Source organism: Streptomyces massasporeus, from assembly GCF_014648995.1.
Taxonomy (GTDB): Bacteria; Actinomycetota; Actinomycetes; order Streptomycetales; family Streptomycetaceae; genus Streptomyces; species Streptomyces massasporeus.
On the sequence record NZ_BMSE01000002.1, the window covers coordinates 123,367 to 137,062 of the forward strand.

Genomic DNA, 13,696 nt, shown 5'->3' on the forward strand with positions numbered 1-13,696 from the left:
TGGCCAGGCCTGCCGCGCGGTGACGGAGACGTCCCCCGGGGTCGCCGCCCTCGTTCGGCGGGGGCCGTTGCCGTAGGGGGAGTTCGTGCCCTGCCGGGCCGTAGTCGTCCCGCCGGCCGCATCGGCGTGCGGCCACGTCCCCGCCGTGGGGCGCTCGGGCCGCCGCTCCGCGGGCCCGTGGCGTGGTGCGGGCCCGTGTCTCGCCGGTCGGCCGACGGGAGGCGCGACGGAGGCAACACCGCCCGTGCTTCGCTACCCCATCCCGGTGACGAGGGCGCCGCGGGGTCGCCGCCCTCGTTCGGCGGGGGCCGTTGCCGTAGGGGGAGTTCGTGCCCTGCCGGGCCGCAGTTGTCACGTCCGCCGCATCGCCGCGCGGCCACGGACGCGCCCGGCCCCCTGGCCGCCGCCCCGCAGGGGCCAGTCGGCATAGCGCGGGCCCGTGTCTCGCCGGGCCGGCGGCGCAGTCGCGGCGGTGCACCCCGGCCGTACCCGGCTACCCCGCCCCGCCGTCCATCTCCGGCACCCCCTCGTCCGGCGGTTCTCCCAGTGCCTCGGTCGCCGTTCGTGCCGCAGGTGCGTGCAGGGGGGAGAAGTGGGGGTTGATCCGCAGGGCCTGCGTGAGGTGTCGGCGGGCCGCGCCGTAGCGTTTCAGCTGTTGCTCGATCATGCCCCGGTGGTACATGGACGCCGCGTCGAGCACCCCGCCCCCGGGCTCGGGGGCCGTCGCCGTCCGTGCGAACCGCAGGGCCTCCCCGGGCTCCCCGGCCCGGTACAGGGCCCAGCCCAGCGCGTCGGCGACCTCCGTCCCCGGCTGGCGCTTCCACTCCGCCCGCAACCGCCGCACCGCCGCCTTCGGATCGCCGTGGTCGGCCTCGAACCGGCCCAGCACCAGCTCCTCGTCGGCCCCGCCCGCGGCAGCGCGCCATACCCGCTCCCGCAGCAGGCCGTACCGCACCCGTGCCGCCTCCGGCATGCCCAGCGACTCGTACAACTCGCCCAGCTCCAGGGCGTACTGCGGACACGGCTGCCCGGCGAGGGCCGCCCGGTAGGCGTTCAGGGCCTCCGCCGTCCGGCCGAGGGCCGCCAGGGTCCGGCCCTGCCCGGCCCGCGCGGCCCACTGGTCGGGGTCGAGGCGGACCGCCTCCCGGAAGTGCCGCAGCGCGACGTCCAGGTCCCCGCGTTCGAAGGCCAGCTGCCCGGCCCGCTCCAGATAGGCGGCCCGTTCCGCGGGGGCCCGAGCGCCCGCCGCCGCGTCCGCCAGCGAGGCCGCCGCGTCCTCCCCCCGGCCCCGGCCCCGGTGCACGGCCGCGGCCCGCGCCAGCACGGCGGGCCCGGAGCGCAGCCCGGTCAGCCGGTCCAGCGTCCGCTTGGCCGCCTTGTACTCACCGAGCCCGGTGTAGGCGTCGATGAGCAGCGGATACGTCGTCCACCGCCGCGGCTCCAGCTTCAGCGCCGCCTCACCCCACCGGCGCGCCGCGGGGAAGTCCCGGCGGGCGTTCGACAGCGCGGCAAGCCCCGCCAGGGCCCGGGTGTTGCGCCGCGGCCGCACCGACAGCGACGTCCGCAGTGCCTTCTCCGCCCTCGGGTAGTACGCCGGGTCCGCGAGGCGCCGCCCCCGCTCCACGTAGGCCGCCCCGAGCACCGCCCAGGACGTCGCGTCCTGCGGGCGCGTCCGCACGGTCTTCCGCCGCTCCTCGATCAGCTCCGTCAGGCCGGGCAGCGCGGCCGGCACCCCACTGACGACCGCCTCCATGGCCAGCGCCCCCGGCGACGGCGCAGCGGGCTCGGCGGACCGCTCCCGCGGCAGCAGCACCAGCACCCCGCCCAGCACCGCACACCCCGCGACTGAGGCGATCAGCACCGGCCGGACGCGCCGGCGCTTCGAACCGCTCTGCCGCCGCACCGGACCCTCCTGCTGGTTCTCCATGGCGCTCACTGTGCGTCAGTACGACGACCCCACCCGGGCAGGCGAAGGGTGCCGCCGACGGGGTTCACACCGATGGCCCCGGGTGCGAACCTGTGATCATGAGCCGTATCGAAGCGCCCAGCTCCGAGGACACCGCAGCGACCGGCGACCTCGTGGACCTGCTGCTCAGCGGCCTCCCGGCCGAAGCGGTCCTCACCGACCCCGACGTCACGGCCTCCTACGCCAACGACATGGCGAGCTTCTGCCCGGCCGGCATCCCCGCCGTGGTCGTGCTGCCCCGCACGACCGAACAGGTCCAGCACGTGATGCGCACCGCGACCGCCCTGCGCGTCCCCGTCGTCCCGCAGGGCGCCCGCACCGGACTGTCCGGCGCCGCCAACGCCTCCGAGGGCTGCATCGTGCTGTCCCTGACGAAGATGGACCGGATCCTGGAGATCAACCCGGTCGACCGCATCGCCGTCTGCGAACCCGGCGTGATCAACGCCGCCCTGTCCCGGGCCGTCGGCGAGCACGACCTGTACTACCCGCCGGACCCCTCCAGCTGGGAGATGTGCACCATCGGCGGCAACATCGGCACGGCCTCCGGCGGCCTGTGCTGCGTGAAGTACGGGGTCACCGCCGAGTACGTTCTCGGACTGGACGTGGTGCTCGCCGACGGGCGTCTCATGTCCACCGGCCGCCGCACCGCCAAGGGTGTCGCCGGCTACGACCTGACCCGGCTGTTCGTCGGCTCCGAAGGCTCGCTCGGCATCGTCGTACGGGCCGTCCTCGGGCTGCGCCCCAAGCCGCCCGAGCAGCTGGTGCTGGCCGCCGAGTTCGCCTCCGCCGCCGCGGCCTGCGACGCCGTGTGCCGGATCATGGAGGGCGGCCATGTGCCGTCACTCCTCGAACTCATGGACCGTACGACGGTCAAGGCCGTCAACGACATGGCGCAGATGGGCCTCCCCGAGAGCACCGAGGCGCTGCTCCTGGCCGCGTTCGACACCACCGCCCCCGCCGCCGACCTCGCCGCCGTCGGCGCCCTGTGCGAGGCCGCCGGGGCCACCCAGGTCGTCCCCGCCGACGACGTGGCGGAATCCGAACTGCTCCTTCAGGCGCGGCGGTTGTCGCTCACCGCGCTGGAGGCGGTCAAGGGCGTGACGATGATCGACGACGTGTGCGTGCCCCGCTCCCGGCTCGCCGAGATGCTCGAAGGGGTCGACCGGATCGCCGAGAAGTACCAGCTCACCATCGGTGTCGTCGCCCACGCGGGCGACGGCAACACCCACCCGACGGTGTGTTTCGACCCGGCGGACCCCGACGAGTCCCGGCGCGCCCGCGAGTCCTTCGACGAGATCATGGCCCTCGGCCTGGAACTCGGAGGCACCATCACCGGCGAGCACGGCGTCGGCGTCCTGAAGAAGGAGTGGCTGGCGCGCGAGATCGGTCCCGTGGGCATGGAGATGCAGCGGGCCGTCAAGCAGGCCTTCGACCCGCTGAACATCCTGAACCCGGGCAAGCTCTTCTGAGAACCGGGCCCTCACTGGGCGAGCAACTGGGCCAGTTCGTCGTCGAGGCCCAGCTGTTCGCCCTCCGTCCCCGGCGGCACCACCCGCAGCGTCCGCTCCAGCCAGGCCGACACCGCCGCCGCCGGGGCCTCCAGCAGGGCGTCCCCGTCGGGTGAAGTCAGCGCCATCAGCACCACGCTGCGCCCCTCGGTCTTCGTCGGCCACACCCGCACGTCCCCCTGCCCGCACGGCCGGAACACGCCCTCCACCAGCAGGTCCCGGGCGAACGTCCAGTACACGGGGTGCTCGGTGTCGACATGGAAGGTGACGTGGACGGCGTAGGGGTCGTCGGTGAGGTACCCGAGCCGGGCCGGCACCGGGATCCTGCGCTCCGGCGACAGGACGAGTTTCAGCTCCAGTTCCCGCTCCACCACGGTGTGCATGGCGGTGTTCCCTTCTCCAGACGGCTGCCCGCGAGGGCCGGTCGGAAGGAGAGAGCGGGCCGCGGCCGCGGCATTACGCGGCTTGCCGGAAGTTTTTTCGCAGGGGGATCCACCGGAGCTGCGCGGTGCGTAGCACATCGGTGCTCGAAAGGGGTGGGTCCGGTGGGAGCGGCGGTGGGGCTTGCGCTCGTCTGATAGATGTGGAGGCCCCCATTTGGCCCCCGAGCAGATACGGGACGACGGACATGAGCGCCCCAACCCCGGCCCCCGGTGACGACAGGCCCCGCGAAGGGTATTACCCGGACCCGTCCATTCCTGGATATGTCCGGTACTGGAACGGCGCCTCCTGGGTGCCGGGCACCAGCCGTCCGGCGCCCAAGGACGGCGAGTCGCTCGCGCCGCCGCCCGGAGCGGGGGCGGGGCAGTCCGGCGCCGCCGCCTCGGTCGAGGAGACCGGGCCGCACTTCTTCGACGAGGACCCCGTCGAGGAGCCGTCCGAACCGCCGTCCGCCGCCGACGCGCAGCACGGCAGCCGTCCCGAACCGGCCTCCGCCTGGGGCGCCGACCGCTCCCGCCAGTCCGGCTTCGGCGGCGACCAGGACCGCCGGGTCTCGTGGGGCGCGCCGCAGGGTGCACAGGGCGCGGCCCCGCAGGGTGCGCAGAGCGGTGACCCGAGGGTGGCGCGCGCCGACCAGCCGTCCGAGGGGGAGTCCGCCCGTACGGACGGCGCGGCGAACAGCGCACCGGCCGGCCAGGAGGCGAACGCCGCGGCGGGGGGCGGCACGTTCGTGTTCCGCCGTCCGACGGGGCAGGCCGGGGGAGGGGCCGTCGCCGACGCTCCCGACGACGGCACGATGACGTTCCGCGCGGTGTCCCCGCGCACGGGCCCGGGCGGCAACTCCGGCGGCAACGCCGGCGGTTCCGGCTTCGGGCCGGCGGGCTCGGGCGGCTCGGGCAGCGGCCCGGCGGCCTCCGGTTTCGGCGTGCAAGGCGCGCAGGGGGTGCAGGGCGTGCAGGGCGGGGCCGCGGGCTCCGGCTTCGGACCGGCAGGGTCCGGCGGCGACTCGGCGGCGTCCCCCTTCGGTGGGCAAGGCGGCGCGGCCGGTTCCGGCTTCGGGCCGGCGGGCTCGGGCGGCGGGGCGGCGGCGTCCGCCTTCGGCCCGGCCGCGTCAGGACCCGCCTTCGGCCCGCAGACCGGGCCGACCGGTTCCGGAAGCGGCTCCGCTGGTCCCGGCTTCGGCGCCGGGAAGGCGGCCGCCGCCCGGGCCTCCGGCGCGCAGGCGGGAGCCGGGAGCGCCGCCGCACAGGCCTCCGGCGCCGCCCCGAGCGCGCTGTCCGGCCCCCAGGCGGCTCCCACCGTCCCTCCGCAGTCCGCCGGACCCGGCAGCGCCCAGCCCGGTGCCGCCGCATCCTCCGGTACCCCCCTCAGTGCGGGCCCGGGCGGCGGTCAGTCCTCCTGGGCGCAGCAGGTGCACCGGCTCGCCGGAGCCGGTGGAGGTGACGAGCAGCCCGTCGCGCCCTGGAAGCCGCCGGTCGAGGACGTGTTCCAGGCGGCCGCCCGGCGCCAGGCCGAGGCCCGCCCCGCGGGACTGGGCAAGCGGCTGGCCGCCCGGCTGGTGGACACCGTCGTCCTCGCCGCCCTCACCGCCGCGGCCGCCGTACCGCTCGGCACCAAGGCGATCGACCACGTCAACGAGAAGATCGACGCGGCCAAGCTCTCCGGCGAGACCGTCACGGTCTGGCTGCTCGACGGCACGACCTCGATCTACCTCGGCATCATCCTGGCCGTCCTGCTGCTCGCCGGGATCCTGTGCGAGGTGCTGCCCACCGCCAAGTGGGGCCGCACCCTCGGCAAGAAGCTGATGGGCCTCGAAGTGCGGGACATCGAGGCCCACGACTCACCGGAGTTCGGCGCGGCCCTGCGCCGCTGGCTGGTCTACAGCGTGCCCGGCCTCCTCGTCGTCGGGATCGTCGGCGTCGCCTGGTGCCTCTTCGACCGGCCCTGGCGCCAGTGCTGGCACGACAAGGCGGCCCACACCTTCGTGGCGGGCTGAGCGGGCCGAGCGGGCCGAGCGGGCTGAGCGGGCCGAGCGGGCTGGGCTCCCTCGGACGGCCGTCCGCCGGATGCGGAGCACGGGGGTTCGCGGTCGACTCGGGCCATGAGCAGTGAACCGCCCCCCGGCTCCGGTCAGCAGCCCCCGGACGACGACCCGTTCCGGAAGCGCCCCCCGGACGAGCCGCCCGGTGAGGGCACGGGCTCGCCCCCCGGCGGCGAGCCCCCGCCGTACGCGGGCAGCGGCCCGGGCGGTCCGAACGGCCCCGGCGGTCCCGGCGGTCCCGGCGGCGGACCCTACGGCGGTGACCCGTACGGCGGCGGCGCCTACCCCGCCGACCCCCTCGCCGGCATGCCCCCGCTCGGCGACAGCGCCATGCGCACGCTCGCGCGCATCATCGACATGATCCTGGTCGGTGCCGTCGTCTGGCTGATCACCTGGGGCTTCGGCGTCAACGAGTACGACGTGGACAGCGATCGCATCGAGATCAGCAAGTCGTTCTGGCAGTCGGCGGTCGCCGCCGTCCTCTACATCGCCTACGACACCGTCCTGACCGCGCGGACCGGCCAGACCCTCGGCAAGAAACTGCTGTACATGCGGGTGGCCAACCTGGACAACGGGGCGACGCCCTCCGCGCAGAACGCGCTGGCGCGCGCCGCGGTGCTGTGGATCCCGTTCGCCTTCTGCTGCGCCTGTGTCTGGACCGCGGTCTGCGGCGGCTGGAGCTACTTCGACCGGCCCTACAAGCAGGGCCTGCACGACAAGGCGGCAAAAACGGTCGTGGTCAGCACGAAGTGAGGCACAGAGGAATCGGCTGGAGCGCGGCGGGCGGTCAGGAGGCCGCCCGTTCGCGTACCGGCTCCGGGGCCGGCGCCGGGACCGAGGCCCGGAGCGGCTCCTGGGGCGCGGGCTGTTCCACCGCGGCCGGGCGCTTCCCGGGCAGCGGCACCGTCATGGCGACCAGCAGTCCGAGGGCGAGCGCCGCGACGCAGATGACCGCGATCCCCGCACCCGAACTCGTCTGAGACAGCAGCAGCATGGCGAGGGTCGAGAAGATCACGGTGCACGAACCGTAGGCGAGCTGTGCGGCAGTCGGACGGGGCATGGCCATCATGTCCTCGAAGGTGGGGGTCCACGGTGGTGTCGGCCTGGCTTTACGCCGGCTTCCGGGCGTTCCGCCAACCGACATTCTCACCGGCAGGGTGCCCGACCGGAACCGGCGGTAAGCGTGACCTAATCAACAAGGGCGGTGCACAGGGGGCGCACGGAGTCATGACGTCCACCTGGTGGACATATGCACGCGCCCGCACGGCCGGTGGGGAGGGCCAGGGGACAACCGTTTGGTTGTCCGTAAAACGAACGTTGCCTCCGCATAGTGCACTTGACTTGTGCAAGTCAAGGTCTGTCTTTTCTTCTAAACCTCTAGTCAAATGACGTCACTTGACTACACGCGTTGATCACGCGCGCGCGGATTTCCATGACCGGGACCCTGCCTGCCGCGCGCCCGAACGCGGGGGAGGATCTCAAGTGACCAGTAGACCCTGGACGTTCAGAGCGGCCGCCATAAGCGTGGCGCTCGCGGCGGCCACCGCCACCGCCTCGACGTACGCGGTGGCCGACGACGCCTCGGCCCCCCGGTCCACCACCGTGGACCGGCATGACCCGGCGGATCGTCACCACGACGAGCACGACCTCGAAGGCCCGCTGAGCAAGACGCAGGACGCTCAGCGCCAGGAAGCCCTCAAGCAGGTCATATCAGGCAAGAGCAAGGTCAAGAACCGCGAGGGCTCGAAGGTCGTCCAGCTCAAGAGCAAGAAGGGCGACAACAAGTACGTCGAGCTCGGCCGCGAGAAGACCGACAAGATCTTCACGATCCTGGTCGAGTTCGGCGACAAGGTCGACAGCCGCTACGGCGGCACCCCCGGCCCGCTGCACAACACCATAGCCAAGCCGGACCGCAAGAAGGACAACTCCACGGCGTGGAGGGCCGACTACGACCAGGAGTACTTCCAGGACCTGTACTTCGGTCACGGCAAGGGCGTCGACTCGGTCAAGACCTACTACGAGAAGCAGTCCTCGGGCCGCTACTCGGTCGACGGCGAGGTCTCCGACTGGGTCAAGGTCCCCTACAACGAGGCCCGTTACGGCAACAACGCCTGCGGTGACACCAACTGCTCGAGCGTGTGGAACGTCGTCAGCGACGGTCTGAACGCCTGGGTCGACCGGCAGAAGGCGGCCGGCCGCACCGACGCGCAGATCAAGGCCGACGTCGCCCGGTTCGACGAGTGGGACCGCTACGACTTCGACGGCGACGGCGACTTCAACGAGCCCGACGGCTACATCGACCACTTCCAGATCGTGCACGCCGGCGAGGACGAGTCCGCGGGCGGCGGCGCCCAGGGCACCGACGCGATCTGGGCCCACCGCTGGTATGCCTTCGGTACCGACGCCGGCGCCAGCGGCCCCGAGCAGAACAAGCTCGGCGGCGCGCAGATCGGCTCCACCGGCATCTGGGTCGGCGACTACACCGTCCAGCCCGAGAACGGCGGACTCGGCGTCTACGCCCACGAGTACGGTCACGACCTCGGTCTGCCGGACCACTACGACACCTCGGGCGGCGAGAACTCCACCGGCTTCTGGACGCTGATGTCGTCCGGTTCCTGGCTCGGCACCGGCAAGAACGAGATCGGCGACCTGCCCGGCGACATGACCGCCTGGGACAAGATGCAGCTGGGCTGGCTGAACTTCGACAAGGCCAAGGCCGGCGTCAACTCCTGGCACAAGCTGGGTCTCGCCGAGTACAACACCAAGCACAAGCAGGCCCTGGTCGTCGACCTCCCCAAGAAGGCGGTCACCACCGAGGTCGTCACCCCCGCCGAGGGCAAGACCCAGTGGTGGAGCGGCAGCGGTGACAACCTCAAGAACACCCTGACGCGTGTCGTCGACCTGACCGGCAAGTCGAAGGCGCAGCTGACCCTCGACGGCTGGTACGACATCGAGGCCAACTACGACTTCCTCTACACCGAGGTCTCGACCGACGGCGGCGCCAACTGGACCGCTGTCGACGGCACGGTGGACGGCCAGCCGATCCAGCGCGACGCCAGCGACAAGCCGGTCCTGACCGGCACGGTCGACGGCTACAAGAAGCTCGCCTTCCCGCTCGACGCCTACGCCGGCAAGAAGATCGAGCTCCGCTTCCGCTACCAGACCGACGGCGGCGTGGCCCAGAAGGGCTTCGCGGCCGACGCGATCACGGTGACGGCCGACGGCGCGCCCGTCTTCTCGGACAACGCCGAGACCGCGGACGAGGCGTGGAAGGCCACCGGCTTCTCCCGCATCGGCGCGTCCTTCACCAAGGACTACGCGCAGTACTACATCGCCGAGAACCGGCAGTACGTGTCGTACGACAAGACGCTGAAGACCGGCCCGTACAACTTCGGCTTCACGGCACGCCCGGACTGGGTGGAGCACTACGCGTACCAGAACGGCCTGTTGATCTGGAAGTGGGACACCTCCCAGGTGGACAACAACACCAGCCAGCACAAGGGCACCGGTCTGGTCCTGCCGATCGACTCGCACCCGGACGCGCTGAAGTGGGCCGACGGCACCCTGATGCGCAACCGCGTCCAGGCCTACGACTCGCCGTTCAGCCTCTACCGCACCGACGGCATGACGCTGCACAAGGCGGACGTCGCGAAGTACATCCCGGGCTCGAAGGGCGTCTCGGTCTTCAACGACCGGAAGAACGACTACTACGACGAGTCGAACCCGACCGCGGGTGTCAAGATCACTGACACCAACACGAAGATCAAGATCCTCAAGGAAGCCAAGGACGGCTCGACGATCGAGCTGGAGGTCGGCGCCGCGGGGAGGTAATCCGCATCCTTGCAGGTCAGAGCATGATCGGCGGTGACCCACTGGCGGGTCACCGCCGATCCGTGTTTAGGTGCGTCCTGTGGCTCTCTTATTGACACCGACCGACATGGGGGGATGAGCGCATGGCCGCAGGAGGCTTCTGCAAGCTGCCGAACGGCACGGTGGTGGTGGCGCTGAACCTGCCCAGCCCCGCCGTCGACGGCCCCGGCGCCGTCCGCGTCCTCGTCCACTCCGTGAACCGCGCCCGGGCCCTGACCAGGCTCCGCAACCTCGGTCTGCGGTCGGTCTACCTGCGCGGCAACGCGGCCCCGCCGACCCCCGACGAGATCACCGCGGTCCTGCACCACCCCGACGGCCTGATATGGCGCACGGCCCCCGACAACGGTGTCGCGTCCAGCCCCGAGCTGGTCCAGGAGCTGTGGCGCCCGATCCGGGCCCTCCTCAGGCGCCCGACGGCGCAGACCTGACCCGCGGGGCCCGCCGCGCGGCTACTGCACGACCGGCTTGCCCGACAGCTCCACGCCCGCCGCACGCAGCTCCTCCAGGGCCCGCTCGGTGCTCTCCTGGGCCACCCCGGCCGTCAGGTCCAGCAGGACCTGCGTACGGAAGCCCTCCCGGGCGGCGTCCAGCGCCGTGGCGCGCACGCAGTGGTCCGTGGCGATGCCGACCACGTCGACCTCGGTGACGTCGCGGGAGCGCAGCCAGTCGGCCAGCGGCGTGCCGTTCTCGTCCGCGCCCTCGAAACCGCTGTACGCCGCCGAGTACGCCCCCTTGTCGAACACCGCGTCGATCGAGCCGGAGGCGACGGCGGGGGCGAAGTTCGGGTGGAAGCCGACGCCCTCGGTGCCGGCCACGCAGTGCGCGGGCCAGGAGCGCGCGTAGTCCGGGTTCGTGGAGAAGTGGCCGCCGGGGGCGATGTGGTGGTCGCGGGTCGCCACGACGTGCTGGTAGCCGGACCCGGCCGCCTGCCCGATCAGCTCGGTGACGGCGGCGGCCACATCGGCACCGCCGGACACCGCGAGGCTGCCCCCCTCACAGAAGTCGTTCTGCACATCGACGACGATCAAGGCGCGGCGCATGGTCGGTGTCCTTCGGCTATGAGGTCGGCAAGCCCGGCCGGTGAACCACCGAGCCTATTGACAAAGGGGAGCGGACGGGAGAGGGCACGGGTCGGCGCATCTCGGCACACCGCAATTAGCTACCCGAGGTCTCGTGCAGGTACTCCGTGGGAAGGACGGGCTCCCCGCGCGAGAGCTGCGTGGCCGACATCGGGAGACCCGCGCGCGCCCTCGTGTGCCGCTCGCGCGCCGCGTCCAGGGGCTCGCGCGCCACCACCTCGCCCCCCTTGACCAGCTCCACCAGCAGCTGCCGGTCCGCGAGCGCGGCCGGCACCGGTCCGGTGCCGAGCACCTCGGCCTCGGCGACCCCGTAGGAGTCCAGCCGCCGCGCGGCCCACTTGCGTCCGCCGACCGACGTCTTCCCGCCGGTGGACTTCTTCGCCACCGGCACCAGCGGTGCCTTCGGGTCGGCGGACTCGGCCCGCGCGACCAGCTTGTAGACCATTGAGGAGGTCGGGTGGCCGGAGCCGGTCACCAGCTGCGTGCCGACGCCGTACGCGTCCACCGGCGCCGCGGCCAGCGAGGCGATCGCGTATTCGTCGAGGTCGGAGGTCACGACGATCTTCGTGTCCCTCGCGCCCAGCTCGTCCAGCTGCTGGCGCACCCGGTGCGCCACCAGCAGCAGGTCGCCGGAGTCGATCCGCACCGCGCCCAGCTCGGTCCCGGCGACCTCGACGGCCGTGCGGACCGCCTCGGCGACGTCGTAGGTGTCCACCAGCAGGGTGGTGCCCCGGCCCAGCGTGTCCACCTGTGCCTGGAAGGCGTCCCGCTCGCTGTCGTGCAGCAGGGTGAAGGCGTGTGCGGAGGTGCCGACGGTCGGGATGCCGTAGCGGAAGCCCGCCGCGAGGTCGGAGGTGGTCGCGAAACCGCCGACGTACGCGGCCCGGGAGGCCGCCACCGCCGCCAGCTCGTGCGTGCGCCGGGCGCCCATCTCGATCAGCGGCCGGTCACCGGCGGCCGCCGACATGCGCGAGGCGGCCGCGGCGATCGCCGAGTCGTGGTTGAGGATCGACAGGATCACGGTCTCCAGCAGCACGCACTCGGCGAAGGTGCCCTCGACCCGCATGATCGGCGAGCCCGGGAAGTACACCTCGCCCTCGGGGTAGCCCCAGATGTCGCCGCGGAACCGGTAGCCCGCCAGCCAGTCCAGGGTCTCCTCGTCGACGATCTCCCGCTCGCGCAGGAAGGTCAGCACGGCCGTGTCGAAGCGGAAGTTCTCCACCGCGTCCAGCACCCGTCCGGTGCCGCCCACGACGCCGTAGCGGCGCCCGTTCGGCAGCCGCCGGGTGAAGACCTCGAACACGCTCCGCCGCTCGGCCGTGCCCGCCGCGAGGGCGGCCCGCAGCATCGTCAGCTCGTACTGGTCCGTGAAGAGCGCCGTCGAGGGAACGTCCACCGGCAGCCCAAGGTCCGCTACGTCCACTTCAGCTCTCCTCGCCATTTCTCGCCGGGTTGCCTGTCGGCCGGGGGTCCGGGGGGTGTCCCCCGGTGTCCGCAGCATGAGGAGGAGCGTACCCCCATTTCGTCAATCTGACGATTGCGGTCCCGGGTGACGCGATCGCCTTGCGGCCAGGCCCGTTTGTGCGACTACCCCCCTCGGGTGGCAGCATGGGCAGTGTGACGTCACCCGCGCCCCTGGAGATCGAACGCACCGAGTCGGCGGAGGAGGTCTTCGCCGTACCCGAGCCGGACGTCCCGTGGGTCACCATCGTCCACAACGACCCGGTCAACCTCATGAGCTACGTGACGTACGTCTTCCAGTCGTACTTCGGCTACTCCAAGGACAAGGCCACCAAGCTCATGCTCGACGTCCACCACAAGGGCCGGGCGGTCGTCTCCAGTGGCAGCCGCGAGGAGATGGAACGCGACGTGCAGGCCATGCACGGCTACGGCCTGTGGGCCACCCTCCAGCAGGACCGCAAGTAGCCAGCTCCCCGCCCAGCAGCGAAAAGGCGTTCATGCCCGGAACCTTCGAACCGCTCCCCGGCGGCGGCGCGGCCGTCGCCCTCGACGACGTCGAGATCTCCATCATCCGGTCGCTGGCCGTCCAGCTCCTGGAGCTCATCGGCCCCGGCCCCGCCGAGGACACCCCCGACGACCCGCTCGCCGAGCTGTTCGCGGAGGGCCCGAGCGAGCCGCCCACCGACCCGGTGCTGCGGCGGCTCTTCCCGGACGCCTACAGCGACCCCGAGCAGCCCGCCTCGCCCCGGGACGCCGAGGAGCAGCGGGCGCACTCCGCGGAGTTCCGGCGGTACACCGAGAACGACCTGCGGGCCGGCAAGCGGGACAGCGCCCTCGCGGTGATCCGCTCCCTCGACGCGCTCTCCTCGGCCGCGGCCGGCGAGGGCGGCGCGGTGCTGAAGCTGTCGCCGTCGGAGTCACAGCAGTGGCTGGGCGCGCTGAACGACCTGCGGCTCGCGATCGGCTCGCGGCTGGAGATCACCGAGGACGAGGACACCGACCTCCTCTACCGCCTCCCGGACGACGACCCCCGCAAGCCGATGGTGATGGCCTACCTCTGGCTGGGTGGACTCCAGGAGACGCTGGTCGGAACCCTTATGGCCTGATCGGTGCAGGTTTCGTGACGGGCGGGTGACCGATCGGTGTTCGCTCAGAGGACACTCAAATCCGGATAACGATCGCGTCACCGCACCCGTCTTCTATGGCCCCCTCGAAAGCGTTTTGTCCGCTTCTTCCTGTGCCGTGTGCCACATCCCATGCCTGTGATCAGTGTTGCGGCCGTGATAAATCTTCACGACCGCCCGGCAGAACACCACCCGAATGTTCGGCC

Annotated in this window: 12 protein-coding genes; 7 read left to right on the plus strand and 5 right to left on the minus strand. The window is 72.2% G+C overall.

The features are described 5' to 3' along the window. Positions 1-493: 493 nt before the first annotated feature. Entirely contained in the window at positions 494-1,927 is a 1,434-nt protein-coding gene (locus IE153_RS42310; RefSeq protein ID WP_189588632.1) for a tetratricopeptide repeat protein, read from the minus strand. 92 nt (positions 1,928-2,019) lie between these two features. Here IE153_RS42310 and IE153_RS05440 point away from each other — a divergent pair, with 92 nt between their 5' ends. Continuing rightward, positions 2,020-3,435, plus strand: a complete 1,416-nt coding sequence (locus IE153_RS05440; protein WP_189588633.1) for an FAD-binding oxidoreductase — start codon at positions 2,020-2,022, stop codon at positions 3,433-3,435. Between the two features lie 11 nt (positions 3,436-3,446). On the opposite strand, the gene IE153_RS05445 is transcribed toward IE153_RS05440, so the two are convergent. Beyond that, the gene (locus IE153_RS05445) at positions 3,447-3,857 is read right to left on the minus strand and encodes an SsgA family sporulation/cell division regulator (protein WP_189588634.1); all 411 of its coding nucleotides are present in this window, start codon (positions 3,855-3,857) and stop codon (positions 3,447-3,449) included. A 245-nt stretch (positions 3,858-4,102) separates the two neighbouring features. On the opposite strand from IE153_RS05445, the gene IE153_RS05450 reads away from it, so the two are divergent. Together IE153_RS05450 and IE153_RS05455 are read left to right on the plus strand one after the other, a co-directional pair. Continuing rightward, positions 4,103-5,911, plus strand: coding sequence for an RDD family protein (locus IE153_RS05450; protein ID WP_189588635.1), 1,809 nt, complete (start codon positions 4,103-4,105; stop codon positions 5,909-5,911). 105 nt (positions 5,912-6,016) lie between these two features. Continuing rightward, complete coding sequence (locus IE153_RS05455) at positions 6,017-6,709, plus strand: RDD family protein (protein WP_189588636.1); 693 nt, start codon at positions 6,017-6,019, stop codon at positions 6,707-6,709. 34 nt (positions 6,710-6,743) lie between these two features. On the opposite strand, the gene IE153_RS05460 is transcribed toward IE153_RS05455, so the two are convergent. Continuing rightward, complete coding sequence (locus IE153_RS05460) at positions 6,744-7,022, minus strand: hypothetical protein (protein WP_189589233.1); 279 nt, start codon at positions 7,020-7,022, stop codon at positions 6,744-6,746. A gap of 416 nt (positions 7,023-7,438) precedes the next feature. Between IE153_RS05460 and IE153_RS05465 the strand changes: the two genes are divergently transcribed. Together IE153_RS05465 and IE153_RS05470 are read left to right on the plus strand one after the other, a co-directional pair. Next, positions 7,439-9,787, plus strand: a complete 2,349-nt coding sequence (locus IE153_RS05465) for an immune inhibitor A domain-containing protein (protein ID WP_189588637.1) — start codon at positions 7,439-7,441, stop codon at positions 9,785-9,787. A gap of 122 nt (positions 9,788-9,909) precedes the next feature. Next, the gene (locus IE153_RS05470; protein ID WP_189588638.1) at positions 9,910-10,254 is read left to right on the plus strand and encodes a hypothetical protein; all 345 of its coding nucleotides are present in this window, start codon (positions 9,910-9,912) and stop codon (positions 10,252-10,254) included. Between the two features lie 21 nt (positions 10,255-10,275). Here the strand turns inward: IE153_RS05470 and IE153_RS05475 are convergent, their stop codons facing one another. After that, a complete protein-coding gene (locus IE153_RS05475) occupies positions 10,276-10,866 on the minus strand; it encodes a nicotinamidase (protein ID WP_189588639.1) in 591 nt (196 codons plus the stop codon). A 115-nt stretch (positions 10,867-10,981) separates the two neighbouring features. Further along, complete coding sequence (locus IE153_RS05480) at positions 10,982-12,328, minus strand: nicotinate phosphoribosyltransferase (RefSeq protein ID WP_189588640.1); 1,347 nt, start codon at positions 12,326-12,328, stop codon at positions 10,982-10,984. 185 nt (positions 12,329-12,513) lie between these two features. Here IE153_RS05480 and clpS point away from each other — a divergent pair, with 185 nt between their 5' ends. Together clpS and IE153_RS05490 are read left to right on the plus strand one after the other, a co-directional pair. Beyond that, positions 12,514-12,831 (plus strand): ATP-dependent Clp protease adapter ClpS, encoded by a 318-nt coding sequence (gene clpS / locus IE153_RS05485; protein ID WP_031102986.1) that lies wholly within the window; start codon positions 12,514-12,516, stop codon positions 12,829-12,831. Positions 12,832-12,863: 32 nt separating this feature from the next. Further along, complete coding sequence (locus IE153_RS05490) at positions 12,864-13,472, plus strand: DUF2017 domain-containing protein (protein ID WP_189588641.1); 609 nt, start codon at positions 12,864-12,866, stop codon at positions 13,470-13,472. Positions 13,473-13,696 lie beyond the last annotated feature (224 nt).